We start from the raw sequence: 23,337 nt of genomic DNA, 5'->3' as shown, positions 1-23,337 counted from the left end.
AGAAAAAGATAAGGAGCTCTAATATATGTATACTCAAACATTTGAAAACGCAGAAAATATAACAGATTCTATAGGATCAAAAGCAATTAATTTAATAAAAATTAAACAAGCAGGTTGGCCAGTACCTGATGGTTTTGTTGTTTTGCCGTATACGTTTCATCGTTTTATTAAATTTAATGAATTATCACTTAATGATAATGCTATTCAAGAAAAAATTATGAAAGCTGAAATACCTGAAGATATTTATCTTGAAATCGTAGAAGCTTTTACTTCGATTAAGAAAAACTTCAAAGCAGTTGCAGTACGTTCATCTTCAAGTGCTGAAGATTTAGAAAATGCTTCTTTTGCAGGACAATATGAAACATACTTAAATATACAAACTAAGGAAGATTTCATTCATAAGCTCAAATTATGTTGGGCTTCTATGTATTCAGAACGCGTCCAAAGTTATCTTGGAACAATGAACGTTGATACCACGGACTTATCTATGAGTGTTGTGATTCAAGGGCTTTTAGTTCCTGAAACTTCTGGCGTAATTTTTAGCCATAATCCAATTACTGATAATTTAAATGAATGTATCATAAATGTTAGTTATGGATTAGGAGAAAGTATCGTATCCGGTATGGTTACGCCTGATACTTTTATTGTAAATAAATTAACGTATGAAATAGATAAACAACTTGGATTGAAAGAAATAAAAATACTTGCTAGTGAAGAAGGAACAACAGAAGTGGTAACTACAGAGGATGAACAGAATCGCTATTGTATAAATGAAAATGCTATACAACTGTTAACTCAGTATACACAACAGCTTGAATCTTCTTTTGGCTATCCTGTTGATATAGAATTTGGCATCCAGCAAAATCAAATTTATTTTTTACAAGTCCGTCCAATTACAACATTATCATTAAAATAAGCATATGATTGTCAGTGCTTAGGGCTTTTCTGAACTGGCCACAATTAGTAGGAGTTAAAGAAAAACACTTTCGTTGAATTTAACGAAAGTGTTTTTTCTATTAAATAAGTAGTATATTCAGTAGGAACTTAAATATATAATTACTTCACCTTGTCTTTTTATCTCATTTTCTTATACACGGATTTAAGAATCCGACACACTACCAATCGAATTTAAAATCTAAGAGATTGTACGATTTACTTCTCTCAAATGTTTAAAAAAATAGCAGTGAAGAAATCTACAATTATAGATTCTTCACTGCTATTTTTAGTATGCTTTTGTATATAAGATATTAGTTTTTATACCTACTTAACACATGTAAACCATAGGCAAAAATACCATATCCTGTTAATGTACGTATAAACCATTTAAATGTAGTATGACTCAAACTTTTTTCATTTAAAAATAACGCGGGTACTAGCGTACTCACTGAATATAGTCCAAGTACTTTAACATAACGTTTATTCAATACACTCACCTCTTTTCATATACTATTATATCGAAAAGAGACTTGGAATAAACAAGTAATTTCCAACATCTTATTGACTATTCTTATAATTTTGTTAAAAGTGTCTCTAAATTATCAAAAGTACTATTCATACCCTCTTCTACACCCATATCCAACAATTGTTGAGCTGCTTTAGGATCTGGCAATTCTGCTATAGATTTTATCGTAGTCAAACCTTTACTGTTTTCTTCTATATGAATGATGTTATGCATACCTGCCATTTTTTCATCAATATTACCATCTTTGTCTGCAAAGTAATCATAATAATCAATTAGCGTCGGTTCTTTCACTTCATTATAATTAGTCACAGTATAGCTTGTACCTTGAGGCGCACGTATAGCGAAAAATGCATGACCACCAGTCTGAACATTAAATTTAAATACTTCAGTCTTTGCACCTTGTGGGTGAAACCATTGTTCAAATAAAGCACGGTCAGTATACGCTTTAAATATATTTTGTGCCGTTGTATTAAAATCTCTCGTAAAAATTATTTTGTTTTCCTCAACTTGAACTGTCATTTACGATTCTCCTTTATCCATAATTACATATGATATTATCTTTTTTACTTTAGCATTTTTACTATGGCTTTCAAATTCAAAGAAGTCCGCAAAATAAATTGCATCTCCATTTTGAGCAATTTGAGTGCCATGTATCGCTCCTAATTTGCCATGAGAAATATTATGGGTCACTTCCAATGAATCAATATCGACTTTATGTGCGTTTAATTCATCATAAAACGCTTCAAAACCATGCAATTCAAAAGCGCCAGGAACCTTCCATATAAAATCTGCTGTAACAGCTTCCAATAATTGCACTTTATCTACTAATATTGAGCCTATTAAAAAATCTAACATTATCTTTCTTTTGGGTGCATTATCACAATTTAAATCCCCCGTTAATTTAAATGGTAAATATGACTCCATTTCATTTTTAAAATTTAAGTCGATATCTGTTAATGCTTCGTGAAGTATTTCAATCGCTTTAGGACCAATACCATGTATGCCTAATAATGTTGTTCGTTCATATTGTGCAACTTCTTCTAACGTTACGACACCTATATCATTAAGTGCTTGGGTCGCAGGTCGTCCTATTTTTGGTAAATCTGTCGCCATGTGATCTCCCCCTATCTTATGTATCACTATACCCATTTCATCGCTTAATTATTTATCAACAAATATTAATTATGACTTACTATCTTTTATCGTAAGGTAGTTGACAAAGCGTACAATTTCAAATCAAATGATGAAAGGATTGTTAGATGGCGCCATATTGGGACTGATTTCTCAAGGTGAAACATATGGTTATGAAATTCTAGATAAATTAAAATCTCAACAATTCCCTGAAATTAGTGATGGCAGTATCTATCCAGTATTATTACGACTAAATAAAAATGGATATGTCACTACGGTAACTAAAAAATCAGATACTGGCGGACCAAAACGTAAATATTATTTATTAACTGAAGACGGTAAAAAAGAATTAGCAAATTTCAAAAGTAAGTGGAACTATTTAAACAATGGTATGAATAATTTAATGAGGAGTGTTGACGTTGTTGACTAAAAAAGCTGAAGATTTTTTACTAAAATTAAGAATCGAATTGCTATTTCGTGGCAAGGACGAAGATGAAATTAATGCAATTGAAGAAGAATTACGTGATCATATTACAATCGCTGAAGAAAACAATGATAATATTGATAATTTACTAAACACGCCTATCAAAAATTATGCTGATAACTTTTCTAAAGAATTGAGTTTAACTAAAGGTATTCATAAATATGTACTCTATATCATTTCATTTATGATGGTAATGACAATTGTTCCAAGAATGCTGGATAATTCATTTCAGTTAAGTTTATCTTTAATACTCTATATTTTGTTCATCTTTATTGGTTCTTTTGTGTTGGTACTATTTGTAGTGAAAAAAGTAATTATGCGATGGGGCGATAGTAAGAAAACATATGTTGCTGCTTTTGTTAGTGCACCTTTGATTTTCGGAATTTACTTACTGTGTGAATTCGTGTTACGTAACCATCCATTATTTGTTTTTTGGTCACCCAATCAAACTACTAACTTTATAATTGGACTAATACTTTTATTAATAACGATGATTACTTGTTTTGCAATAAAACAAAAATATTTTGCTTTTTTAATATTAATCTTATGTCTCCCAGACCTTATTGGAAAAATATTTACTGGTGGAGATCATACAAGCTATAACTTCGTATTAATTGCTAGTATCGGTACTATAATTATTCTCTGGAGTGTTAGTATTTATATATTCTTTAAATATTGGCGTGAGAGAAAAGAAGAAAGTCATTAATCTATATAAAAATAGCTACTAGATACCTATATTAGGTTATCTAGTAGCTATTTCTTTTAATAAGCGTTAAATCTTAAACATTTATTTTTATATTAGTCTTCTAAAGCGAATTCTAAACTTGTTTGGAATTTCACATCTTTACCAACCATTACGCCACCTGTTTCAAGTTTTTGGTTAAATGTCATTCCATATTTTTCACGATTGATTGTACCATTTACAATAAATCCTGCAGTTTGTGCACCATTTAATGGGTTTTTGCTTGTACCTTCATAAGAAGCATCAAATGTTTCTTCTTGAGTTACATCTTTAATTGTTAAATTACCAGTTACAGATTTTTCGTCTACTGAAGTAATTTCAAATTTAATATCTGGATAGTTTTCAGTATCAAAGAAATCTCCAGTACGTAAGTGACCATCACGGTCTGCTACGTTTGTATCAACCGATTCTGCTTTAATTACGGCTGTACCTTTAAGTGAACTTAAATCATTGATGTCACCTTCTAAGTTTACATCGAAATCTTTAAATTTACCTTTAACGTTAGAAATCATTAAGTGCTTAATTGAAAATTCTACTACTGAATGTGCTGGGTCAAAATTAAATGTTGTCATAAAAAACATACCTCCAAAGATTATTAGTTTTAGTTGATACATTTAGTATACCAGATATATTTATTATATCAAGTGAAAAGTCTGAACTTTTCATCTCCTTTAATTTCATTCCCTTAATTCACTTTTTTATTCATTTTAAATTTAAAAAGTAAATTAATTTACAGTAACTAGAATAGTTAATGCGCTAACATCTCTGCTTTAATTTCTTTACTATTTAATGCTTTAGGATAATATGTCGGCCAATTATCTAATTCTTTCATCACTTTTTCTTTATCATTACCTATAAAGATATGATAGTGATGTGCTTTCTTAGGTGCAATATTATGGTCACTAAATTGGACATACTTAGGTAAAGCTTTATCTTCATTACCCACTAATTTAAATGTATATCTTACGCCTCTGTTGCCTTTTTCATATTTCAAAATATCTTTGCCATCATACTTATATTTACCTGTCGCTTTTTTGCCGTTCTTTTCAAACGTAATTGAGTCGCTTGTGATATTGATATTATCTATATCAGTTTTATAACCCTTTTCGTAATATGCTTTATATTCTTTTGCTGTCATTGCATCATCTTCTTCAGCTTTATGCTTCATCACATCATCTAATGATCCATCTTTCAAATATGGATAAACTGATTGCCAATCACCTTTATAATCAGCTAATGGTCTATCTTTAACTTGATCATCTTTAAAGTAACCCTCTGAAATAGCTTTTTCATGTTTGCCTTGCTGTTTGTCATCGTTTACTTTGATATCGTTATTTAAAGCTTTATCAATATTTTCTATATTTTTATTCATAAGGGATTGATAGGTTAAATCCTCATCCTGCTGTTGTTCTTTATTAAGTGATTCCATATTATAAAATTTTAATGGTTCAGCCTTTGTTTCTTTACGAATTGTATCTGTAACTTTATTTGAGACATTATCTTCATATAAAATATATTTTGCTCCTGAATCATTAATTTCATTAACTACTTCTGTTAAAGCTTTTTGAGATGGATCTTCTGCATTCATGTTTTGAACACCTTTTTGTACAAAACCATATCTTTCAGATAAATAACCTATTGATTCATGAGAAATAAACACAGCATTACCTTGTTTATCTTTCGTAACATCTTTCATTTTGTCATCTATTTTTTTTAGTTCTTTGTTTAGTTTTTTATAATTTTTTTCATAATCATTTTTGTGTTTTGGATCTTTTTTAATTAATTCATCTTTGATTTCTTTGGCGAAAGTTTGATTAAATTTAGGATCTAACCAAACATGCGGATCATATCCTCCATGATGATGTCCCTCGTGCTCATGTTCATGCTCATGTGTATCTTCTTCGTCGTGGCTATGTTGATCTGTAAGTAACTGGGACTTGTCTAATTTATCTTCTAGCGATAATTTTTTATCGTCATCTTTTATCGTTGAAGCCACTTTTTTAGCAACAGGGTCTAGGTTGTCCCCTGTGTATAAAAACAAATCTGATTTACTCGCATTAATTATGTCTTTTTGAGTTGGTTCATAGCTATGTAAGTCTGTGCCTGCTGGATAAATTGATTCTACTGAAACATGTTCTCCTCCAATTTCTTTAGCAAATGATTTTAATGGAAAAACTGTTGTATTAATTTTTATTTTATCTTTGTCACCTTCACTTCCTGTTTCATTCGTATCAGCTTTGCCACATCCTGCTATGACAATTGCAAATGTAATGACCAAAGATATTATGTATAGTGTTTTTTTCATTCTACATCCTCCTTCAAATAGTAACGCTTACGATTTAAAATTATAAACTCCCTCCGAATAAAACGCAACACTAAATAATAATGATTACGATTTATTTTTGGATAAAAGAAAAGCCTAAAGCACATTGTTATTACAATTTTGTACTTTAGACCATTTACTTACTTATTTTTTTCTATTAATTTTTTATAATTATCGTAATCATAAGGATCTTCTACTTTTTCTCCACCAATATAAACTGTAGGCGCTGTATCAATATTTTTGTCTTCAGCTTGTTTTTGATCTTTCTTAGCTGATTTCCATGATTTACTATCTTCAGTTTTATAATCTTTTTTAATTTTTTCTTTTTGGTTATTGTCGATACTTAATTTATCAATTTGTTTATCTACCAGTGACTCAGTTATCCATTCTTTTTCAGCATCGCCTTGCTGTTCAAACATTAATTTTTGAAAATCTAAATATTGTTTCGGTGCAATTTGCTGTACTGCATGCCCAGCTCTCGATCCAATAATTGAATCATCACCAAGAAAAGCCATATTCACAAATTGGTAATCTACTTTATCTTTGTCTATATAATCTTTTTTTAGTTTAGGCATAATATTACTTTCTACTTTTTTACAATAAGAACATTTAAAATCACCGTATTCTATAATTTTAATTTTCCCATTGGCACTTTGCTTGTCATCTTTATGTGCATCCTCATCACTCGAACAAGCAGTTATTAATAACATAGTAGCTATTAAACCTAAACATAGCCATAATTTTTTCATATGCTTTCCAAAACACCTCAATTTTAGATATCAGTAAATAAAATTATTCTTTAATATCCATATTTTCTTCTTTATAGTCAGGTTCATGTTTGTGTGTATATGCTTTCGAATTAAAATCTTTTAAATGTTTTGCTTTGTCGTCTTCAAATTTATAAGTATAATAATGTACCTCTTCGTCTTCTTTAAAAGGCTTATAAGCAAGCATGACATATTTACCTTTTTCATAAACGTATATATTCGCATTTTTTTTGTCGAATTTTTCTTCAAGATCACCTTTTTGTTTTTCAGATAAGTTTTCTTGATATGTTTGTTGTTTATTTACTGCTTTATCTATTTTATCAGCATACTTTCCACTACTACAGCCTGCTACAATAATCGTCGATATAGCGATCATGATCAATAATTTTTTCATTATTTGGCACACTCCTAAATCCAGTTTAACTACTCATGAACCACCTTTAAAATATACTTCTTCCATAAATATTATCATACAATGAATAACTTAAATGTTCTAGAGTGATTTTAAATTCATTCTTTTTAAATTTTTGTTTTTTTACGAATAAAAATTCGGCTCGACAATTTATGTCAGGCCGAATTTATTGTTAATCTGTTAAGCGTATTTTAATTGCTAATGCACCATAATTTAATTCGTCAGTTTGCGAATATATTTGATATATGGCTGCTAATTTTTGAGAAAGCTGTTCTTCCTCTTTAGCACCAATTTCTTGATTTGTATATTGATTAATCAACGCTTGAAATGAAGGGAAATCCACTGTTTCTGTGACGACTACGTTGATTTGTTCATCCGTCTCGAGATTTGTGAAAATAATGGTATCTCCATTTTGTACTTCTTGCCTTTTTTCATCATTTAATCTTACTTCAATTGTTTTTGTCCCATTTTTAACTAAATGAAATGGTTCATTATTTAATTTCATCGAATGTTCTATGATACATACACTCCATTCTTGTATTTATGAGGTTATTTATGTTTAAAAATATCACAATTACAAATCTAATTACAGTGTTGTCTATAGTGCTTCGTATGATTAATCTATTATAATTCTTTTTGTTCTGCGCGTATTTTACGCTGACTTTTCAGCATAAACACACTGAGTAAACTGATAATAGAAATAATAACAGCAAACCAAAATGCTCCATGATAGCCACTTAATAAAGCTTCATGTTGTATTTGAGCTGCCATCTCTTGTTTTCCAATACCCTTATAATTACTCATATCAGGTGTGAAGTTTTTAGAAACTTGAGTCATCACAGTAATTAAACCAGCTGTACCAATAGAAGCTGAAATTTGTTGTACTGTATTCGTCATTGATGAACCATGTGCATTCATCTCATGTGATAATTGATTCATTGTATGTGTCATTAATGGCATCAATCCTAGTGCAATACCTATCATACGAATTGCATATACCGTTGCAAGAATTGCTGATGAAGTATGTTCATCCATGATTACAAAGTAAGAAGTCGTTACTACCACAATGGACATACCAATTAATGCTAATATTTTAGCACCATACTTCTCATATAAAAATCCTGAAGCTACTGACATTATCCCCATTACAATAGCGCCAGGTAATAATATAAGCCCAGATTGAAGTGCTGAGTCTTTCATTATATTTTGAACGAACATTGGTAATATTGTTTCAGATCCAATCATTGATATCATTGTAAATGCCATAATTATAATACCTATAGCAAATTGACTGTTTTTGAATACTGAAAAGTCTAGTAATGGCGTTTTTAATTTTGTTTGGCGAACAATGAAAGTTATTACTAAGATCAATCCGCCTATTACAGTTGTTAAAACTACTGGGTCACTCCAACCATCACGTGAAATCGAACTTGTACCATAGAGTAAACCACCAAATCCTAGTATGGATAATATGATGGAGAATACGTCAACTGGCACTTTTTTATTCGTGCCCACGTTTTTCACAAACTTAAGTGCCCCGATGAATGTTAATGCTGCGATTGGTGCAACAACAAAGAAAAGTGAACGCCAATCGAAGTATTCAACAAGTACACCCGATAACGTTGGCCCTATGGCTGGTGCTAAACCAATAACTAAACCAAATGTCCCCATATACTTACCACGTTCATGAGGTTCAAAGATGTCTAATATTGTAGTCATCATAAGTGGTAACATAATTCCAGATCCTAATGCTTGAACAATTCTTCCACCTAAAAGAATTGAAAAGTTAGGGCTAAATCCTGCAATAATTGTACCTATAAAGAATATAAATATTGCTGTTAAAAATACTTTCCTAGTTGAAAATCGTTGAATCACCATTGCTGATAATGGGACAACTACCCCATTAGTCAATAGAAAGGCTGTTGTGAGCCATTGCACTTGTGTGTAATCTATTTGAAAATCTTTCATTATACTTGGTAATGCTGTTGTTAATAATGTTTCATTTAAAAGTCCGAAGAAACCGCCAAGCAACATCATTAATATCATTAATATTTTGGTTTTTTGATTCATATTTGTCTCCTGTATTCTCTTTAATTTATCTACCTTAAAATAGCTACATTTAAGCATTATACATATATCTCAGTAACATAGCATTAAAAAGAGGTCAAATCATCATAATTATTTTTTTATGATGGAAACACTTTACAAATCGTAACAATTACTATTTACAAAGTGCTTATGATACTTCATAATACACATAGATAAAGGAGGTCATATTTTATGAAATTAGATGTACAAACAGCACGTCGTAACCTAAATAGCCCCAACATAAAAACACGAAAACGTGCGCGTAAGATCATTCAGCAACATAAGCGCAATAAATAATATATCTACTTAAATACTATAATTCAAAATTATAATGACAGCTTAATTCCCTCCAGAATGAGGTTTGTCAATTTCTATTAAAATATGCAGATTATCTACATATTTTAAATACCATATGACTAAACGACAAGAATATTTAAACACTCGACAATATATAACAGCCCTGAATTCATAAAACTCAGGGCTGTTATATATTTTATCCAGTTTATTACTTATCTTTCATTATAAATAATATTTATCCGTCACTTTTAAATCATCTGTTAATTCATAAATAAGAGGTGCGCCTGTTTTTATTTCATAATTAACAATAGCTTCGTCAGATACATCCTCTAAATACTTAATTAGTGCGCGTAATGAATTACCATGAGCAGAAACTAACACTGTTTTACCATCTAATAACTGTTGAGAAATTTGATCATTCCAATATGGTATAACTCTGACCAAGGTATCTTTTAAACTTTCAGATTCTGGCATAACTCTTCTATCTATAAGTTCATATTTTCTATCATTTAAGTAACTATTTCGTTGTTCTTCATTTTGTTTTGGTGGTGGCGTATCATATGATCGTCTCCAAATATGAACCTGGTCTTCACCAAATTCTTCTCGGGCATCATTTTTATTTAAACCTTGCAATCCGCCATAATGACGTTCATTTAATCTCCAAGATTTTATAATTGGTATAAATAACTGATCAGATTCATTTAACAAATGATATGTTGTTTTAATAGCTCTTTTTAACAGAGACGTATAAACAATATCAATTTCTAAACCTTTATCTTTTATTTTTTTACCCGAGGTGATTGCTTCATTTTTCCCCTGTTCAGATAAGTCTACATCTGCCCATCCTGTAAATAAGTTTTCAGCATTCCACAAGCTTTGCCCATGTCTACATAAAATTAATTTTGGCATAATATTTCCTTCTTTCCATTAAGTAAAATATGATTTTATACGATATTTACAGGAATGTTACAGCAATAATACTGATTGTTTATAGTTGCAAAGCTGGCCATTCACCTATTCCTGCACTAACTATCGCATTTCTATATTAAAATTATAACAATTTACACTTTATTTTGAAATGATTGTATTCATTTATTCATAAAAGATACTTTCTTTTTATTTTTCTGTAACCTACTCACCATTTTTTGATGTTACAGTTATAAACGTTGAATTAAGAAAACAGTATATAACTATTATAAATTTTTAAGTATTTAAATGTAAAAACATAACCTGTGATATTTAACATTGTATACAGGTAAATCAATTAGGAGGATTTTAAAAAATGAAAAAATTATTATTAGCATCTTTCGCATCGATTACTATTGCAGCAACTGGTTTAGGAGTGAGTTCAAGCGTATCAACAGCAGACGCAGCTGAGACGTCAACACAACAAACTACTCAAGCTAACAATGATGTATACAGTGAATTTATAGAAGCAGGCGGTACTAAAGCACTATGGGATAATATTGTAATGCCTGAATCAAGTGGAGACCCTGAAGCAGTAAACGAATTGGGCTATAAAGGTTTAGGACAAACTAAAGAAGCTTGGGGCACTGGCACAGTTGAAGAACAAACTAAAGGTATGATTAACTATGCTGAGGACCGTTACGGTTCAATAGAAGCAGCAATCGATTTCCGTCTAGCTAATGGCTGGTGGTAATTAATGCTAGCTATTTAAGCACTACGTGTAAGAATAGCTTGTTGTAAAATAACGTAAAAAGGGACCTGGAATTACTTTCAGGTCCCTTTTTTATGTTATTAACTCATTTATTTATCAAACAACTACAACTTTCACTAACTTTTTAATCGCAACTATACCACAAGCCGAAGACTACTATATTAGGCTGTACCCTGAGCAAGCTTGTATGAAATTTATATATACGAAAAAATTGGAACAAAGAACTGTCAACAGCTTAAATATGATTTAGTTTCAATTATTGTATAGATGCTGGTTCGGGATGTACATAAACTGAAGAAATACCCTTTTCATGCATATGTTGTTCTACTTTATCACAGATATGGTGTGCATCTTCTAAAGATAAATCCGATTCAACGACAATAGTTACATCTACAAAGATACTACTGCCATGGTATCGACCTTTAATATTTTGCACATCAATCACATCTTCTATTTCTAAAACGTAATTTTTGTAAGCTTCTAATTCTTGTTCATTAAACCCATCACTTAGTGTAAAGATTGATTCTTTAAATATTCTAAAACCAGTGTATATAATAAGTAAACCTAAAATCGTTGCGAGTACTGTATCAAGGATTGGCAAACCAAATTGTGTAAAAATTAAGCCTACAGCGGTTCCGATACTAACTAACGCATCTGACAAATTATCCTTTGCCGCTGAATTTAGCGAACTACTATTCGTACGTTTAGCTAATTTTTGATTAATGTAAAATACTATCAGCATTATGATGCCACTTATCACACTGACATATATTGTAATTACATTAGGTGCATGGTGATCCTTAGAAAAAATCTCAGGAACACTTTCTATCACAACTTGTATACCTACAAACATTATAATAAACGAAACGAGTAACGTTGAAATATTCTCTGATTTTAAGTGTCCATAAGGATGGTTTTTATCTGCAGGTTTAATAGAAATTTTCAGTCCTATAATAACCGCTAACGAGACTACAATATCAGTCATATTGTTTAAACTATCTGCTCTAACTGCTGCTGAATCATACATAGAGCCAACAATAAATTTGGCAATTGAAAGAACGATATATACAATTAAACTTAAATAAGCGCCTTTTTGCGCTGTTTTCAAATTTTCATTTTGTGTCATGTCTGATGTCCACCTTAATTAATATAGAACATTTATTATGACCTATCCCAAGCATATTTACAACAATTTTTATTCAAAAATTATTTAATATAAATAGTAAAATTATTTTTTTAGTCTTTCCTAAATAAAGTTGTTAAATTGTACAAAAAGTAAAGTTATGACTGTTCTAACTTTATTTTTAAGTCCTTAAAAAATCAGTCTTTAAGTATATATTTTGATAAAACGAAAGTAATAGGTATCGTTATAATTAACCCTGCAAACGGTGCTATTACTGAAGAAATATGAAGCCACTGTACGAATATATACAATAGCAATGTCTGCATGCCCATATTCACAACCTGTGTTAATGGAAATTGAATAAATTTACGCCATGTGGGTTTTACTTTATATACAAAATGGCAGTTTAAATAATATGAAATTATAAAACTAACCATAAACCCACTTACATGACTGACTAAGTAATTTAAATCTATTAATTTTAATAAGATAAGGTAGACGATGTAGTAATTTAATGTATTCATGCCACCAACAATGATGAACTTTATAATTTCATAGTGGGTTTTATTTAAATTCATGAACTTACTCCTTTGATTCATATTTATAATTATTTCGCACGTTCTGTTTGTTTTTTAGTATGTAAATTATCATTGCATTTCTAAATTCATATGGGATAATTACTTAGTTACAGAATAATTAAACTTGTATGTAATAATGCATTAGAGAGAAATTTAAAGGAGCACTTAACATGGACAAAACTTCAAATCGCCAACTACCGCTAATTGTTATTATTGTGTTGGGTATTATGACTACTTTTGGTCCTTTAACAATAGATATGTACGTTCCATCATTACCAAGTGTACAAAGTGATTTTAATACAACCGCTTCTCAAGCGCAACTTACACTGTCTTTCGCTATGATAGGACTTGCAATAGGACAATTTATCTTTGGACCTTTGTCAGATGCATATGGACGTAAAAAGATTGCGTTAATCATTATCATATTATATGCAATTGCTTCATTTATTGCAGTATTCGCAAACGCTATGTCTACCTTATTAACAATTCGTTTGATACAAGGTTTGACTGGTGGCGGAGCCATCGTCATAGCTAAGGCCTCTATAGGGGATTTACATAAAGGAAAAGCCTTAGCCAAAGGTCTAGCTTCACTTCTTGTCGTGAATGGGATTATTACTATTATCGCTCCACTGATCGGTGGTTATGCCTTAAGTGTCTCAAACTGGCAAGCTATTTTCTTTATTTTAACAATTGTTAGTATGATCATATTCTTTTTCGCCCTTTTCAAAATGGAAGAAACAAGAACAGCTGATCTTTCAAAACTTAACTTCGGCACCATTTTTAAAGACTTTGGTTATTTGTTGAAAAAACCAGCTTTTGTTATTCCTATGTTGCTGCAAGGACTGACATATGTGATGTTATTCAGTTTTTCATCTGCAGCCCCTTTTATTACACAAAAAATTTATGATATGACACCCCAACAATTTAGTGTGCTCTTTGCAATTAATGGTATTGGGTTAATTATCATGAGTCAGCTCACTGCTATTTTAGTTAGCTATATAAATCGTTATGTATTACTGATTGCACTAACAATGATACAAATTGCAGGCGTCGTATTAATTTGTATCACACTCATATTACACTTACCGACCTGGGTTTTAGTCATCGCATTCTTCTTAAATGTTTGTCCAGTAACAGGTATTGGACCACTAAGCTTTACATTAGCGATGGAATCTCGTACAGGCGGTAGTGGCAACGCCTCTAGTTTACTCGGTCTTTTCCAATTTATTCTAGGTGGTGTGATATCACCATTAGTTGGTTTACAAGGTGGATATAGTGTCATGCCATATTTAACGATTTTAGTTATTACCACGGTGCTAATTATTTCATTAGAACTTGGCTTAAAATTCACTACCAGAAGAAGTGTATTGAACAAATAGTCTATATAAAACAGGTGGGACACCAGTCCTATTATTAAAGGGAGCTTCCAAATTTTTTGGAGGCTCCCTTTAATTTTGTGTTACTATGATTTATCTAAACGATAGGAAGCCATATTTCTGTAATATATTCTTCTGATCTTATGGGTCCTTCTTTATACAACTCAAAAAATGGCGCATCGCGAAATTCGTAATCTAATGTAGGTAAAATATGTCTATTTATCTTTTCCATACCCTTTTTAATAGACTCAGGTACTGGCCCTTTAGCATCAAAGACAATGTATCTCCCCTCAGATAATTCTGTTCGCTGCCATTGCGCTTCATCCGTATCATTCGTAACACCAATGAGGCAATGGACTTCACCATTAGCATGAGGTTTATAAACAGCCAATAGCCCTTGCAATTGATTATTACCTAGTGGCATTAATTCCTGTTTCTTCCCTTTATCATCAAAATCCATCCAGAAATTAAATATATCTTCTTGCGCTTTTTGACCAGTCGTATACTCCTTTTTGACACCTAAAACTGAAGTCCGTGATAGCGTCTCTAATCTGTATTCCATACACATCCACCCCTTTTTGTTATTATAACCAAAATGCATATGCAATTTCTATCGTGAACTATTATATAGATATTCAGGCATCTTAATATGCATCTTCAAATAATGGTTATATAATAAAATAAATTTCAAAACAAGTCCCTTTTTACAAATTAAGTAAGGAGCCATAGCATGAGTCGAAAAATTTTATCTGTAAAACCAATTAGTCAGCTTTTTCCTATTCCAATGATTATGGGATGTGAAGGCGTATCCGCTGCCATGATACTACAATTTAATGAACACGCTATTCCAGCTACTCAAATTATGAAACATTGGCCTAGACATGCAAATAATCCTCATAAAGGTTATGTGGGTAATTATCTATGGATTAAATGGGGTCATCATCAAACAATATTCCCGACTGCTTTAGTTCCGTATTTAAAACAATACGATGCACATATCAATGACAGTACTGGGCAATCTTTAAATGCGCTATGTAGCATAATCGATCAAGGCCAACCAGTGGTGATTTATCACACTGTGCTAGGACAGCGTCCTGCGAAACGTACATTTAAATTAGATAACCATCCAACTCAGTTAGTGTCCAACATTCATGTAACTGTACTCATTGGTTATGACGAACATCATTATTATTATATTGATCCACTATGGTCACATTTAGGTAAAATAATACTTGTTCCTGCAATCATACCGAATAAATTTCAAATTATTAAAATTAAAAAAGCTAAATTAGAACAAAGTTATAATGCACCTGGCCGCATGAGTTTTTATATTCACCCATCATAATGTTGTAGAAATAAAAATGGGGCGAGGTAGAAATCTAATTTAATTTCATGTTCTCGCCCCTACAAGGTTACTAAAAAATTGAAATACTATATAATGCATGATTGATTTCTTGTTCTATATCAGGTGAACGCCATTCTCTTTGATAACCTAAACATGGACAAATGTATGTGACACCGTGTTCTTCAAATGCATTTCTAAAATGGACATGCCCCATGATGCTATAGCGAATATCATATTGTTGGTATAAAGTATCAAAATCTGATGTTCCTATAAACGCATTAAAATAATCAAATATACGATGTGGCATTGGAACTGCAAATTTCGGGTGCGTTACGATATGTGTCATAAGTATCACTTTTTTGTGTTTAACTTTTTCAATATCCTTTGCCGTTTGTTTGGCTGCAATGCGAGATAATTTTCTATCTTCCATAGGCCAATCAATTTTCACTTTATCTTGCCATGTTGCACCGTAATATTTTCTACGAGCAATTCGCTCTATTGAAAATTTAGGATCCGCGTACGTATAATCATACCAACCTGTGTTACCGACAATGGCCCACTCATCATTGATGTCATAAGGTTTACCAATTAAGCACGTCTCCATCGACATATAAAAATCTAAAATCTCGGATGATGTAGCACCTGTATCTGTTGCCCAAAAATCATGGTTTCCCGGAATAAATAACACTTTTATTTGCGTCGTACTTTCAATGTGCTCAATAAATTGTTGCGTTAAGTTATAATTATTAGAGATGTCCCCTGCAATAAGCAACAATTCTATGTCACGCTGATTTATCACTTTAATTAATACTTGTTGATAGTCTTCGGGTGTCAGTGTCTTATGTCTATCTACATGCAAATCTGAAATCATACCTATTTTCATCTTTATCACATTCCTCTATTTCATAACACTATCATTATTACATATCTCTTATAGTTCATTAAGTAATCCGCACATTTTTGAGTTGTGCTAACTAATAAAATGAATATTAACCGATAATACAACACCATCCCGTAATATATTTATTTTACATTACTATTAAAAGTGTAAACATTTCTTTTTAAAAATAAATGATGCTATAATAATATCAATTTAGTATATAAAGGAGGACATTCTATGGAGTTTACAATTAGAGCCTTGTCCGAAAAAGATAAGCACGGTAAAGCGATGGTCCATTATGAAAGCTGGCTAGAAACATACAATGACATAGCTAAGAATGATTACTTAGAAAATCTTGATAAAGAACAATTTATCAAGCAGTCCTCCTTGCATGATGTACCCACATTAGTTGCTATTGTAAATAATGAAATTGTAGGTTTTATTTCCTATGGCAAAACACAAACATCTACGTATTCAGATGATTGGAGCGAAATCTTCGCATTATATTTATTAGAAGAATATCAACGTCATATGATTGGCTTTGCATTAACACAACGTGCATTAGAATTATCTTATCCAGATAATGTAATGCTATGGGTCGTAGAAGAAAATGACAATGCCATCCATTTCTATGAACAGATCGGTTTCAAACGAACACCTGAAAAAAAACCTACCTATTTTGGAAAAACGTATAACGAAATAAGAATGAATTTCACAAGAACTGAACACGATCATTAATACCAACATAAAAAATAAGAGGCTGGGACATATCACATGTCTTAGCCTCTTATTTTTATATTGGCAGTGGCTGACTAGAATTGAAAATGCGCTTATATCAAGCTTTTAAAGAACTACTACTTCATTTATGAAGACAAGTAGTTCTTATGCAAGCGCTGAAGCGCTTGTATTCCATTTTACAGTAGCTGTGCCGGGCTGGGTTCATACGACGAAATTTTATTAGAAAAATTAGATTTCTGTCCCACTCCCTTATTTTTTATAGTGTACATCTTTTAATGTGTTTCTCCTAATGCCACTTTGATATCTTTGTCTGATTCAACGACCGCTTCAAGCGCGGTTTTCAAACCTTTAAAAATTGTCTCAATAGACATTGATGGCTTTTCTACCTTATCTGTAACTTGTTCAGGTATAAATGGTACATGGATAAAACCAAATTTAATATTTGGAAACTGCGTTGCCTGTAAATAACCAAGTTGATATAAAATATGATTACATACAAATGTGCCAGCAGTATTTGATAAGCGTGCAGGTACCCCTTGGGATTTTATTGCTTCTGTCATACGTTTAACCGGTAAATTAGAAAAATAAGCAGATGCTCCAGTTGTTTGAATCGCTTCATCAATTGGTTGATTCCCTTCATTATCTGGAATACGCGCATCATCTATATTAATTCCAACGCGTTCTGGAGTTAATTCAAACCTACCCCCTGCCTGTCCAATAGCTAAAACAATATCATAGTCCTTCTGTTTTAATTGTTCTACAACGACCTCTTTACTTTTATGAAAAACAGTAGGTATTTCTAATTTATCTATCTTATGACCTTCAATTTCATCTGGCAATAGTTTGACAGCTTCTAGAGCAGGATTAATTGTTTCTCCACCAAAAGGATCAAATCCCGTTACTAATATATTCATCGTCTAATAGCCTCCTTTATTTTAATTGATTAACTCTACAGTAATCATGATTTAAAAAGCCCAAAAATACATTAAACCAATGTGTACAAAAATTAATATAAACGCGATAGGTGCTTGTGCTTTAATAACACCAAATTCATCTTTCATTTCTAATAATGCTACTGGCAATGTATTAAAGTTTGCTGCCATAGGTGTTAACAACGTTCCACAAAATCCACCTGTCATTGCTAAAGCACCAGCTATAACAGGATCTCCACCTTGCGCTATAACAAATGGAATACCAATACTTGCTGTGATAACAGTAAATGCTGCAAAAGCGTTGCCCATTAGCATCGTAAATAATACCATGCCTAATATATATGCTGTAGCTCCTAATAAATGATTGCCTTCTGGTAAGAATGAAGATATCCCTTTAGAAATAACATCTCCAACACCACTCACAGTAAATAGCACACCTAAAGCTGCTAAAAACTGAGGTAATATACCTACAGTGCCAATCTGTTGTGTTAATCTGTCGCTATCATAGAGCACATATTTGCCATTAGGTTTAATTACAACGTAAGCTGCTATTAAACCTAAAACAGAGGATATACCTAAACCAATTGCCCCACCTAAGGGCGTCCAATTTGATACTGCAATGGCAGCCACAGCTAGTATAATAGCTGGAACAAATAATTTATTACCATATTTTTTTGCACCTTTATCCCCTGTTGCTTCATCGACATCAATGATATTTTTGATTGTTACTTGTTTAAATAATGTTAATCCACCCATTACTAAAATAAATATACCGTTTATTACATTTGGTATATAAGGCCCTATGATAAAAGTCGCTGCTAGCAAAATCCAAAATAGTGCTGTTCCATACTTTTTCTGATGTGACGAAGCTTTTAATACACGATACGCTGTATAAAGTAATTGTAAACCTATCAATATGTAAAAGAGCTCTAAAATATTATTCAATGTGTTTTCAGTCATTTTTATTCACCTGCTTCGTGCCATACTTTTTATCTAAATACTTATCAAACCTTATATTATTAATCCATACGATAATGAAAACGATAATTGCAATTGGTAATGATGCTAACACAAGATCTACTGCATCTACTTTAATGTCTAATGACTGAAACGTGCCAACCATAAGTAACACACCTGCCGCACCAACAAATAAATTTTGTCCAAAGAAATTACCATAATTTTCCATTGCAGACGCTTGTGCTTTTATCTTCTCGATATCCGTTGCATCGACCTCTTCATCTTTTAAGTTATAACGTGTTTTTAATGCACCTTGTACCATAGGATTAATAAGTGGTCTGACAAATTGTGGATGTCCCCCTATACGAATCGACGCCACACCCGCTAGTTCTCTAATCACTAAATAAATTGTCAGCAATCGTCCACTCGTTACACGCTTTACCTTTCCTATTAAATTAGATGCTTGTTTTTTCAATCCAAATCTTTCAATTAATCCAACCATCGGTAAAGTTAAAATGAACAACGTCACCAGCCTATTATCAACAAATGCCTTCCCTAATGTATCTAGAATTGCATATAAATCTAATCCTGATACAATTCCAGTAACCACTGCGGCAATTAAAATTACTGCAATCGTGTCGATTTTAAAGACAAATCCTAATATGATAATTAAAATACCAATTAATTTTAACCATTCCATAAAATCCCTCCTTTTTACTATAGTATAAATTTATTATTCCTAAATACAATGAATTTTCAGAAAAATTATATTGATAACTCACTTTTACTAAAATCTACAAAAAAAGAGTGGAACAAGAAATCAAATTGTGATTTCTTATTTCCACTCCTACAAGGCTAACTAAAAAAAGTTTTACTTCATAAATAAATGTTATTCACTTTAATATTGACTATCAAAAACCAATTTTATAGCCATTTCAATTCTGACTCAGAAACGTCACGTGAAGGCAATAGTGTCTCAACAATCAATATAATCGTACAAATTATTGATACAACATTTAAGATCATTGCAACGCTATTGATTTGTATAATATCAAATAAGATATTAACGACTATCGATAAAATAATTAAAATGAGTGCAGTAATCCTTTTTCTACCTGCATCATAAAATCTTCTTAATGTTACTGAAACCATAGGTACCATGATTGCTAAAGCAAATATACCAATAAGTGCAGATAAAATTGCTGCGACAATAAAAACGCCCGCTAAAAAGCTAATTGCGCCGATTAACGCTACGATAAAGATGCCAATGATATGAACCAATACTGGTGTCCAGAACTCTAGTCTATCTGATTTCCCTTTAAAGTCAGCATACCTCTTCCAAAAACTTTTATACGCCTCTATCATATTGTTACCACTCCATTTTCTTCTTATGGAAATACCTGTGCAATGAATATATTCACTAATATATCGCACTAACCTATACACTAACAAGCCATAGAATATAAAAATTTATTTAAGAAAATATTACAAGTTATTCTTATTCTTTTGCTGACTCAATATAAGAATTAATAATTTGTTCTAAAACAACAGGTAATTCTTCAAATGCACTCTTTTTATGCAAACGTTCACTGACTTTATGCGCGTCTTTACCTATGGGTCCACATAATAATATCGGCGCGCTAATAGTTTTTATTGCTTCAAATGGTAGTTGATATGTTTTATTAAAATTAGGCGTATTTTTTTCATAAGCAACAATTTGTTCCATATCTCCATCAAAGTTCAAATAACTACTATCACTAATACCATTAAAATAGTGAATACGTTCACTTTGACGTTGAAATTGATCGCGCAACGTTCGATGCACTAATTCGACCGTTGATTCAACACGCTTATCGTAAGACGAATTAACTGCAGGATAATATGGTGTTGCAAAAAATGTCACTACTGCTGGTGCAATATCTTTACAGGTTTGCATTAATGTATCAACGACATTGACGCTTTGTAAATGTAACTCAGCTGTTTCTTGAATTGCCTTATCAATTTGCTTAGTTATATACGCGACTCCATGTTGTTTAATGGCATATTGCTTTAATTGATCATATGTTAGCACATTAATTTTTGTATCAAATTGTCTCTCTTGCTCTTCTAATATGGAGAGCCAATCACTTTCACAGCGTTCTGTAGCGTGTACCACTGAATCGATAAATTGTCTAAACACATCATCAGGCTTATTTTTAAAAAGAAAAACATTAAATAATCCTATTGTTCTGAATGGTGTTTGGACATCGTATGCCAATTTATTATCTCTTGTATGCAGTGATACTGGAACTGGCGTTGCTTCATTTTCAAAAACTTCTTTAAATACATTGTTGTATTCAATCGCTTGAGTAATATAACTCATCATGAAGTTAGAACTCAGACCATCTAATGGGTTACCTACATGCGTTTCTTTGCCATAACATAATACGCCAGGCATAATTTTTCCAATTGACCCTGAATATATATAATGCTTTTCATCCGCACCAGCTTGTTGAAAAGTAGGTTCACTGTTTAAATGAAGTTGTATATCCAATTGATATTGTTGCTTTAACTGAGCAATTGCTTCTACTGCTTTACGCATCCCTGAAGAATTGACCTCTTCATCTGGTACTGTAACTAAAATTAAATTAATGTCCCATGCTTCAACACTGGCTAATTCAATTAATGAAAGATGCAACATTAGCCCTGCTTTCATATCCATTGTTCCTCGCCCAAATAAATAGGAGTCATTCTTTAAGTCTTCAATTGCTTCTGCATTTAAATAATGATGGTTTTGAGAAAATAATGACTTTAATTCATCTGGATTAAACGCGTTGGACTGAAAATTTCCATAATCCTCTACACCTACAGTGTCATAATGACTTATTAACACAATTGTTTTTGCTGATGTGTCCGCTTGATAAAATGCAACGACAGCTTCCTTATCATCTTCAGTTTGTGTCATTTGAATATGTTTTTTATGTTCTTGAAAATATGTAAGTTGTAACAATTGCTGCTTGACGAAGTTTGGAAATGTTAGCTCACCTTCAGAATTCGTCACCGTTTGATGATTCACTAATCTCTTCAATAAATTTAATCGATTTTCGTATGATTGCCATAGCAATTTTGTCACTTTATCCCCTCCGTTTGTAAGCGTTTCCTCAAGTATAATATGTATTGAAATTCAATAGCAATATATTTAATTAGAAAATCAATATTTTAACACTTTAACTTTTTCTCAATCGCTACGCAGTTAGTGATACTTCTTAACTCTAATATTCTATAAATTAATTAACAGTTTTCTGAAAATTAAAATTACATCTTATTATATCCTTGTAATCTGATAGGGATTGTTGTATTATTCACTTATTATCAATCTTGGAGGTTAATATTTATGACATTATATTTACTAGAAGCAAATGATTTAGCATTTGCATCAAATAAAAGCGAATTAGAAAAGAAAGCAGCTGATTTAACAACGGGCGAAGTGCCAACACTTATCGAAGTACAGGCGACAGAAGACCTTACACACGGATACTTTATCGTTGAAGCTAATGATGATACTGAAGCGAAACAATTTTTAGAAGATGCTTCAATTAATATCAACCTTGTTAAAGAAGTACGTTTAGTTGGTAAAGAATTAGAAGACGTTAAAAAAGGTGATGCTCATGTAGATTACCTAGTAACTTGGAATATTCCAGAAGGCGTTTCTATGGATCAATATTTAGCACGTAAAAAGAAAAACTCAGTACATTATGAAGAAGTACCTGAAGTACAATTCCAACGTACTTACGTATGTGAAGATATGTCAAAATGTATCTGTTTATACGATGCACCAGATGAAGATGCTGTTCGCCGTGCACGTAAAGCTGTAGATACACCTATCGATGATATCGAGAAAATATAGAAAAACTTATGACTAAAGTCATTAGTTTTTCTTAATGCAATAGCTTAGCTATTGTAATCCTTAATTTTGCTTCTCAATGAAATTGAGATTAGTAGTTCTTATGCAATTGCTTTAACAATTGTAATCCTTAATTTTGCT

General features: G+C 31.7%; 28 protein-coding genes. 9 read left to right on the top strand and 19 right to left on the bottom strand.

The genetic code is table 11. From position 1 onward, the window contains the following. Positions 1 to 25: 25 nt before the first annotated feature. Complete coding sequence (locus AST02_RS08760; RefSeq protein WP_069817465.1) at positions 26 to 916, top strand: PEP/pyruvate-binding domain-containing protein; 891 nt, start codon at positions 26 to 28, stop codon at positions 914 to 916. A gap of 331 nt (positions 917 to 1,247) precedes the next feature. On the opposite strand, the gene AST02_RS14385 is transcribed toward AST02_RS08760, so the two are convergent. From AST02_RS14385 to AST02_RS08750, 3 genes are all read right to left on the bottom strand, one after another. Continuing rightward, a complete protein-coding gene (locus AST02_RS14385; RefSeq protein WP_176721553.1) occupies positions 1,248 to 1,424 on the bottom strand; it encodes a hypothetical protein in 177 nt (58 codons plus the stop codon). A gap of 83 nt (positions 1,425 to 1,507) precedes the next feature. Continuing rightward, positions 1,508 to 1,981: an SRPBCC family protein gene (locus AST02_RS08755; protein ID WP_069817463.1), complete on the bottom strand. Its 474-nt coding sequence runs from the start codon at positions 1,979 to 1,981 to the stop codon at positions 1,508 to 1,510. Then, complete coding sequence (locus tag AST02_RS08750; protein ID WP_069817461.1) at positions 1,982 to 2,575, bottom strand: DNA-binding protein; 594 nt, start codon at positions 2,573 to 2,575, stop codon at positions 1,982 to 1,984. It abuts the gene before it with no gap. Positions 2,576 to 2,702: 127 nt separating this feature from the next. On the opposite strand from AST02_RS08750, the gene AST02_RS08745 reads away from it, so the two are divergent. Both AST02_RS08745 and AST02_RS08740 read left to right on the top strand, forming a co-directional pair. Then, positions 2,703 to 3,023, top strand: coding sequence for a PadR family transcriptional regulator (locus AST02_RS08745; protein ID WP_069817459.1), 321 nt, complete (start codon positions 2,703 to 2,705; stop codon positions 3,021 to 3,023). Beyond that, complete coding sequence (locus AST02_RS08740; RefSeq protein ID WP_081332989.1) at positions 3,004 to 3,783, top strand: hypothetical protein; 780 nt, start codon at positions 3,004 to 3,006, stop codon at positions 3,781 to 3,783. The genes AST02_RS08745 and AST02_RS08740 overlap by 20 nt, the downstream gene beginning before the upstream one ends. Before the next feature lie 92 nt (positions 3,784 to 3,875). Here AST02_RS08740 and AST02_RS08735 read toward each other — a convergent pair whose 3' ends face one another. From AST02_RS08735 to AST02_RS08710, 6 genes are all read right to left on the bottom strand, one after another. Next, positions 3,876 to 4,391, bottom strand: coding sequence for a YceI family protein (locus tag AST02_RS08735; protein WP_069817455.1), 516 nt, complete (start codon positions 4,389 to 4,391; stop codon positions 3,876 to 3,878). 176 nt (positions 4,392 to 4,567) lie between these two features. Next, positions 4,568 to 6,124 carry a zinc ABC transporter substrate-binding lipoprotein AdcA gene (gene adcA / locus AST02_RS08730; protein WP_069817454.1) on the bottom strand — a complete coding sequence of 519 codons (1,557 nt, stop codon included), beginning with the start codon at positions 6,122 to 6,124 and terminating at the stop codon, positions 4,568 to 4,570. A gap of 158 nt (positions 6,125 to 6,282) precedes the next feature. Beyond that, entirely contained in the window at positions 6,283 to 6,891 is a 609-nt protein-coding gene (locus AST02_RS08725) for a DsbA family protein (protein WP_069817452.1), read from the bottom strand. 43 nt (positions 6,892 to 6,934) lie between these two features. Continuing rightward, the gene (locus AST02_RS08720) at positions 6,935 to 7,303 is read right to left on the bottom strand and encodes a cystatin-like fold lipoprotein (protein ID WP_002511500.1); all 369 of its coding nucleotides are present in this window, start codon (positions 7,301 to 7,303) and stop codon (positions 6,935 to 6,937) included. 190 nt (positions 7,304 to 7,493) lie between these two features. Then, positions 7,494 to 7,826 (bottom strand): ASCH domain-containing protein, encoded by a 333-nt coding sequence (locus tag AST02_RS08715; protein WP_081325320.1) that lies wholly within the window; start codon positions 7,824 to 7,826, stop codon positions 7,494 to 7,496. Between the two features lie 119 nt (positions 7,827 to 7,945). After that, positions 7,946 to 9,391 (bottom strand): MDR family MFS transporter, encoded by a 1,446-nt coding sequence (locus tag AST02_RS08710; protein ID WP_069817448.1) that lies wholly within the window; start codon positions 9,389 to 9,391, stop codon positions 7,946 to 7,948. A gap of 210 nt (positions 9,392 to 9,601) precedes the next feature. Between AST02_RS08710 and AST02_RS14235 the strand changes: the two genes are divergently transcribed. Continuing rightward, positions 9,602 to 9,706, top strand: coding sequence for a putative metal homeostasis protein (locus AST02_RS14235; protein ID WP_002511503.1), 105 nt, complete (start codon positions 9,602 to 9,604; stop codon positions 9,704 to 9,706). A 222-nt stretch (positions 9,707 to 9,928) separates the two neighbouring features. Here AST02_RS14235 and AST02_RS08705 read toward each other — a convergent pair whose 3' ends face one another. Continuing rightward, positions 9,929 to 10,615, bottom strand: a complete 687-nt coding sequence (locus AST02_RS08705) for a 2,3-diphosphoglycerate-dependent phosphoglycerate mutase (protein ID WP_069817446.1) — start codon at positions 10,613 to 10,615, stop codon at positions 9,929 to 9,931. Between the two features lie 373 nt (positions 10,616 to 10,988). Here AST02_RS08705 and AST02_RS08700 point away from each other — a divergent pair, with 373 nt between their 5' ends. Continuing rightward, positions 10,989 to 11,366: a hypothetical protein gene (locus AST02_RS08700; RefSeq protein WP_069817445.1), complete on the top strand. Its 378-nt coding sequence runs from the start codon at positions 10,989 to 10,991 to the stop codon at positions 11,364 to 11,366. A 274-nt stretch (positions 11,367 to 11,640) separates the two neighbouring features. On the opposite strand, the gene AST02_RS08695 is transcribed toward AST02_RS08700, so the two are convergent. Together AST02_RS08695 and AST02_RS08690 are read right to left on the bottom strand one after the other, a co-directional pair. After that, positions 11,641 to 12,510, bottom strand: a complete 870-nt coding sequence (locus tag AST02_RS08695; RefSeq protein WP_069817443.1) for a cation diffusion facilitator family transporter — start codon at positions 12,508 to 12,510, stop codon at positions 11,641 to 11,643. A gap of 194 nt (positions 12,511 to 12,704) precedes the next feature. Then, on the bottom strand, positions 12,705 to 13,085 hold the full coding sequence (locus tag AST02_RS08690) for a GtrA family protein (protein WP_069817441.1): 381 nt from the start codon (positions 13,083 to 13,085) through the stop codon (positions 12,705 to 12,707). Between the two features lie 170 nt (positions 13,086 to 13,255). Here AST02_RS08690 and AST02_RS08685 point away from each other — a divergent pair, with 170 nt between their 5' ends. Beyond that, positions 13,256 to 14,464, top strand: a complete 1,209-nt coding sequence (locus tag AST02_RS08685) for a multidrug effflux MFS transporter (RefSeq protein ID WP_069817439.1) — start codon at positions 13,256 to 13,258, stop codon at positions 14,462 to 14,464. A gap of 94 nt (positions 14,465 to 14,558) precedes the next feature. Here AST02_RS08685 and AST02_RS08680 read toward each other — a convergent pair whose 3' ends face one another. Next, positions 14,559 to 15,023, bottom strand: a complete 465-nt coding sequence (locus tag AST02_RS08680; protein ID WP_069817437.1) for a GyrI-like domain-containing protein — start codon at positions 15,021 to 15,023, stop codon at positions 14,559 to 14,561. Positions 15,024 to 15,191: 168 nt separating this feature from the next. Between AST02_RS08680 and AST02_RS08675 the strand changes: the two genes are divergently transcribed. Then, the gene (locus AST02_RS08675) at positions 15,192 to 15,806 is read left to right on the top strand and encodes a C39 family peptidase (protein ID WP_069817435.1); all 615 of its coding nucleotides are present in this window, start codon (positions 15,192 to 15,194) and stop codon (positions 15,804 to 15,806) included. A 70-nt stretch (positions 15,807 to 15,876) separates the two neighbouring features. Here the strand turns inward: AST02_RS08675 and AST02_RS08670 are convergent, their stop codons facing one another. Continuing rightward, positions 15,877 to 16,689, bottom strand: a complete 813-nt coding sequence (locus AST02_RS08670; protein ID WP_069817433.1) for a metallophosphoesterase — start codon at positions 16,687 to 16,689, stop codon at positions 15,877 to 15,879. Between the two features lie 234 nt (positions 16,690 to 16,923). Between AST02_RS08670 and AST02_RS08665 the strand changes: the two genes are divergently transcribed. After that, complete coding sequence (locus tag AST02_RS08665; RefSeq protein ID WP_069817431.1) at positions 16,924 to 17,424, top strand: GNAT family N-acetyltransferase; 501 nt, start codon at positions 16,924 to 16,926, stop codon at positions 17,422 to 17,424. Positions 17,425 to 17,696: 272 nt separating this feature from the next. Here AST02_RS08665 and pcp read toward each other — a convergent pair whose 3' ends face one another. From pcp to AST02_RS08640, 5 genes are all read right to left on the bottom strand, one after another. Beyond that, positions 17,697 to 18,338: a pyroglutamyl-peptidase I gene (pcp, locus tag AST02_RS08660; RefSeq protein WP_069817429.1), complete on the bottom strand. Its 642-nt coding sequence runs from the start codon at positions 18,336 to 18,338 to the stop codon at positions 17,697 to 17,699. Positions 18,339 to 18,389: 51 nt separating this feature from the next. Further along, positions 18,390 to 19,316 (bottom strand): DUF979 domain-containing protein, encoded by a 927-nt coding sequence (locus tag AST02_RS08655; RefSeq protein ID WP_069817427.1) that lies wholly within the window; start codon positions 19,314 to 19,316, stop codon positions 18,390 to 18,392. After that, positions 19,309 to 20,013, bottom strand: coding sequence for a DUF969 domain-containing protein (locus tag AST02_RS08650; protein ID WP_069817425.1), 705 nt, complete (start codon positions 20,011 to 20,013; stop codon positions 19,309 to 19,311). Before AST02_RS08650 ends, AST02_RS08655 begins: the two co-directional genes overlap by 8 nt. Positions 20,014 to 20,237: 224 nt before the next feature. After that, positions 20,238 to 20,678 (bottom strand): DUF805 domain-containing protein, encoded by a 441-nt coding sequence (locus AST02_RS08645; protein ID WP_069817423.1) that lies wholly within the window; start codon positions 20,676 to 20,678, stop codon positions 20,238 to 20,240. Positions 20,679 to 20,811: 133 nt separating this feature from the next. Continuing rightward, complete coding sequence (locus tag AST02_RS08640; protein WP_069817421.1) at positions 20,812 to 22,425, bottom strand: M20/M25/M40 family metallo-hydrolase; 1,614 nt, start codon at positions 22,423 to 22,425, stop codon at positions 20,812 to 20,814. A 261-nt stretch (positions 22,426 to 22,686) separates the two neighbouring features. Here AST02_RS08640 and AST02_RS08635 point away from each other — a divergent pair, with 261 nt between their 5' ends. Next, a complete protein-coding gene (locus AST02_RS08635) occupies positions 22,687 to 23,199 on the top strand; it encodes a DUF4242 domain-containing protein (protein WP_057513328.1) in 513 nt (170 codons plus the stop codon). Positions 23,200 to 23,337: the final 138 nt, after the last annotated feature.

Source organism: Staphylococcus equorum (genome assembly GCF_001747895.1).
In the GTDB taxonomy this organism is placed as follows: Bacteria; Bacillota; Bacilli; order Staphylococcales; family Staphylococcaceae; genus Staphylococcus; species Staphylococcus equorum_A.
Note: the sequence above shows the minus strand (reverse complement) of the source record. Positions and strands in the feature narration are given on the sequence as shown.

Bases quoted from the DNA above. Each gene is read 5' to 3' on its own strand.
- AST02_RS08705 (WP_069817446.1), bottom strand. From the start codon at position 10,615: ATGCCAAAATTAATTTTATGTAGACATGGGCAAAGCTTGTGGAATGCT.
- AST02_RS08715 (WP_081325320.1), bottom strand. From the start codon at position 7,826: ATGAAATTAAATAATGAACCATTTCATTTAGTTAAAAATGGGACAAAA.
- adcA (WP_069817454.1), bottom strand. From the start codon at position 6,124: ATGAAAAAAACACTATACATAATATCTTTGGTCATTACATTTGCAATT.
- AST02_RS08720 (WP_002511500.1), bottom strand. From the start codon at position 7,303: ATGAAAAAATTATTGATCATGATCGCTATATCGACGATTATTGTAGCA.
- AST02_RS08655 (WP_069817427.1), bottom strand. From the start codon at position 19,316: ATGACTGAAAACACATTGAATAATATTTTAGAGCTCTTTTACATATTG.
- AST02_RS08635 (WP_057513328.1), top strand. From the start codon at position 22,687: ATGACATTATATTTACTAGAAGCAAATGATTTAGCATTTGCATCAAAT.
- AST02_RS14235 (WP_002511503.1), top strand. From the start codon at position 9,602: ATGAAATTAGATGTACAAACAGCACGTCGTAACCTAAATAGCCCCAAC.
- pcp (WP_069817429.1), bottom strand. From the start codon at position 18,338: ATGAATATATTAGTAACGGGATTTGATCCTTTTGGTGGAGAAACAATT.
- AST02_RS08745 (WP_069817459.1), top strand. From the start codon at position 2,703: ATGATGAAAGGATTGTTAGATGGCGCCATATTGGGACTGATTTCTCAA.
- AST02_RS08665 (WP_069817431.1), top strand. From the start codon at position 16,924: ATGGAGTTTACAATTAGAGCCTTGTCCGAAAAAGATAAGCACGGTAAA.
- AST02_RS08755 (WP_069817463.1), bottom strand. From the start codon at position 1,981: ATGACAGTTCAAGTTGAGGAAAACAAAATAATTTTTACGAGAGATTTT.
- AST02_RS08680 (WP_069817437.1), bottom strand. From the start codon at position 15,023: ATGGAATACAGATTAGAGACGCTATCACGGACTTCAGTTTTAGGTGTC.
- AST02_RS08675 (WP_069817435.1), top strand. From the start codon at position 15,192: ATGAGTCGAAAAATTTTATCTGTAAAACCAATTAGTCAGCTTTTTCCT.
- AST02_RS08760 (WP_069817465.1), top strand. From the start codon at position 26: ATGTATACTCAAACATTTGAAAACGCAGAAAATATAACAGATTCTATA.
- AST02_RS08695 (WP_069817443.1), bottom strand. From the start codon at position 12,510: ATGACACAAAATGAAAATTTGAAAACAGCGCAAAAAGGCGCTTATTTA.
- AST02_RS08685 (WP_069817439.1), top strand. From the start codon at position 13,256: ATGGACAAAACTTCAAATCGCCAACTACCGCTAATTGTTATTATTGTG.
- AST02_RS08670 (WP_069817433.1), bottom strand. From the start codon at position 16,689: ATGAAAATAGGTATGATTTCAGATTTGCATGTAGATAGACATAAGACA.
- AST02_RS08700 (WP_069817445.1), top strand. From the start codon at position 10,989: ATGAAAAAATTATTATTAGCATCTTTCGCATCGATTACTATTGCAGCA.
- AST02_RS08725 (WP_069817452.1), bottom strand. From the start codon at position 6,891: ATGAAAAAATTATGGCTATGTTTAGGTTTAATAGCTACTATGTTATTA.
- AST02_RS08690 (WP_069817441.1), bottom strand. From the start codon at position 13,085: ATGAATTTAAATAAAACCCACTATGAAATTATAAAGTTCATCATTGTT.
- AST02_RS08750 (WP_069817461.1), bottom strand. From the start codon at position 2,575: ATGGCGACAGATTTACCAAAAATAGGACGACCTGCGACCCAAGCACTT.
- AST02_RS08710 (WP_069817448.1), bottom strand. From the start codon at position 9,391: ATGAATCAAAAAACCAAAATATTAATGATATTAATGATGTTGCTTGGC.
- AST02_RS08735 (WP_069817455.1), bottom strand. From the start codon at position 4,391: ATGACAACATTTAATTTTGACCCAGCACATTCAGTAGTAGAATTTTCA.
- AST02_RS08650 (WP_069817425.1), bottom strand. From the start codon at position 20,013: ATGGAATGGTTAAAATTAATTGGTATTTTAATTATCATATTAGGATTT.
- AST02_RS08645 (WP_069817423.1), bottom strand. From the start codon at position 20,678: ATGATAGAGGCGTATAAAAGTTTTTGGAAGAGGTATGCTGACTTTAAA.